Annotated in this window: 2 protein-coding genes; both read right to left on the minus strand. The window is 39.5% G+C overall.

The window, feature by feature from the left end; all coding sequences use genetic code 11:
- Positions 1–52 precede the first annotated feature (52 nt).
- Entirely contained in the window at positions 53–1,699 is a 1,647-nt protein-coding gene (locus Q3O60_RS17500) for an ATP-dependent nuclease (RefSeq protein WP_305895214.1), read from the minus strand.
- Between the two features lie 110 nt (positions 1,700–1,809).
- Positions 1,810–2,093, minus strand: a 284-nt coding sequence (locus Q3O60_RS17505; protein WP_305895215.1) for a hypothetical protein, incomplete at its 5' end; no start/stop codon positions are given.

The following is a 2,093-nucleotide window of genomic DNA, read 5'->3' on the forward strand; positions in this document are numbered from 1 at the left end:
TCACCGGTAAATTGGGAGCGAAGCGAGTAATTTATCCGTGTGCAGCGCCTTGTTAAGCCATGGCATCTAACTCAGCCTGCGTGTTGTATAAGCCCTTATGAGTTCCATCAATAATTGAGGTCAGAGACTCCCTTAACTCTTTATATTTGGCATTCGTTTCAAAATCATTTGACGTTAAATGAGTAAATAAATTATATGGTTTATCTTTAGTTGGAGATTCATTTAGATAGAAGCCTTCAAAATCAGGGTTGTGAACAACAGTTTTGACGCGTCCATTTGTAGAGTCAGCTAACGCCCGAATATTTAAATTTATTGTCCACATGGCATTTGCAGCACCATCTTTTCTGAGTTTTGTATCTAAATCGTGAACCGCTATAGCATTAGCGTTAAACTGATTAAAAATCTTGATGAATGTCGGTATATTTGCCTTACCTCTACAGTTGATTACGCAATAACTGCCCTCCATTCCACTCTTTTCAATGATGTACTGATATGCCAAATATTCAGTATCGCCCTCAACCAATATTGCATTCGGGTAAAAAAAGAACTCATTAACAGTAGGGCAGCAACGATTAAGCATTTTGAGATTATCTCTTTCGTCAGGACTAAAATGAGCTTTATCCGTCTGGAAGTAGAAAACTCCTTGCTGGTTATTTGATACTTTGATTAGCGTCGTGTGGTCTTGAGTGAGATCAATGAATACTGGCGAGTGTGTAGTGCAGATGACTTGCCAACCTTCAAGATCCGCAAGTGCATAAATGGCTTTCCTAGCAGCTCTTATTATTGATGGGTGAAGATTAATTTCAGGCTCATCAATCAGCAGTACTTTTGGAGTTTCATCTTGAATTACTTTTGTTCCTCTTTTGTACATCCCTTCGCTACATAAAGCGTTCACGGCAGACCATAAAAAGGCTCTTTTTAATCCAGTACCTTGGTGTTCTAGCGATGATGGGTGATTACTTGTTTTAACAAAAAACTTACTACCATCTTTAATGGCATCTTCTGCTTTAAACTTGCCAACACCAGTCTCAAAGCTTACGGTAGCACCTTGAAAAAGTTTATTTAGCTCTACTTCGATTTTGTTGCTTAATTGCCCAATACTCCCCGAGAGTTCTTTATCAACTTCCTGAGCAAGCTTTTCTATTTCAGCAACAATTCCAGCAACTTTACTTTTGTCATCTTTTAATTTTTTTGCGGCATTCTTTGATGCCAGATCCTTTACGACCTTCTCCAGCGCGTCGTATCCATCATTTGGATTTAATCGTATAGGGGTTGGTAATCTGCTTTGTAGTAAGGTATTCCAACCGCCAGCTCCGCCTTTCTTCCAGTCATTTGTTTTATTGCTGAAACTATATTTAATACCGCTTTCATCGGGAGTTTCCCAACGAATTTGAAATTTTGCACATTCCCCAAACTCAGGGTCATTTTGCAGATGCCATTCCTGCCCTAAAGTTTCAATGTCATCCTGTGTAACATCATTAAATACACCTGTAATTATCACGGGTTTATTAGTATCTCGACCGTGAAAATGATCCAAGCTTAACGCGCTCCCCATTGATACATAGGCTTCGTATGCGTCTAAGATTGTAGACTTACAGCTGTTATTTGGGCCGACCAAAACAACAATATTGTCGATAAGTATTTTTATCTCGTCCTTAATGCCCTTAAAGTTTGAGATAAGTAATGCAGAAAGTTTCATAGGAACATCCTTATTGATTGGGCTTAACGCCCGCCACAAACGCGAGCAACTTGTTGCGAGTCGAGCGCCCAACGGGCGCGTTTTTGATGGCGCTTGTTATACATGCGGTGTCAAACTCTGCTGTAACTAATATTTTGGTTTACTGTACCGTCAATAATTAAATAGCTGGTTCCACAACTACATTTAACGTTACCAACCACTTTATTCAACAATGGACCTGCAACACCAAGCTCAACAAGCAAGTCTCCTGCATGACATGGCTTTGCTCTATCATCAGATTCCAAATTTATATCGTCTCTAACTGCTTCTTCAAACTCAGCTTGTTTACCCGCCTCAAGGTAGTTTGCATTTGACCACTTAAATTGAATGTTCATATGAGCCTCTGTGAAATGTA

The organism is Alkalimonas collagenimarina (assembly GCF_030717845.1).
Taxonomy (GTDB): Bacteria; Pseudomonadota; Gammaproteobacteria; order Enterobacterales; family Alteromonadaceae; genus Alkalimonas; species Alkalimonas collagenimarina.

Coding starts and splice junctions, on each gene's coding strand:
- Q3O60_RS17500 (WP_305895214.1), bottom strand. CDS start 1,699: ATGAAACTTTCTGCATTACTTATCTCAAACTTTAAGGGCATTAAGGAC.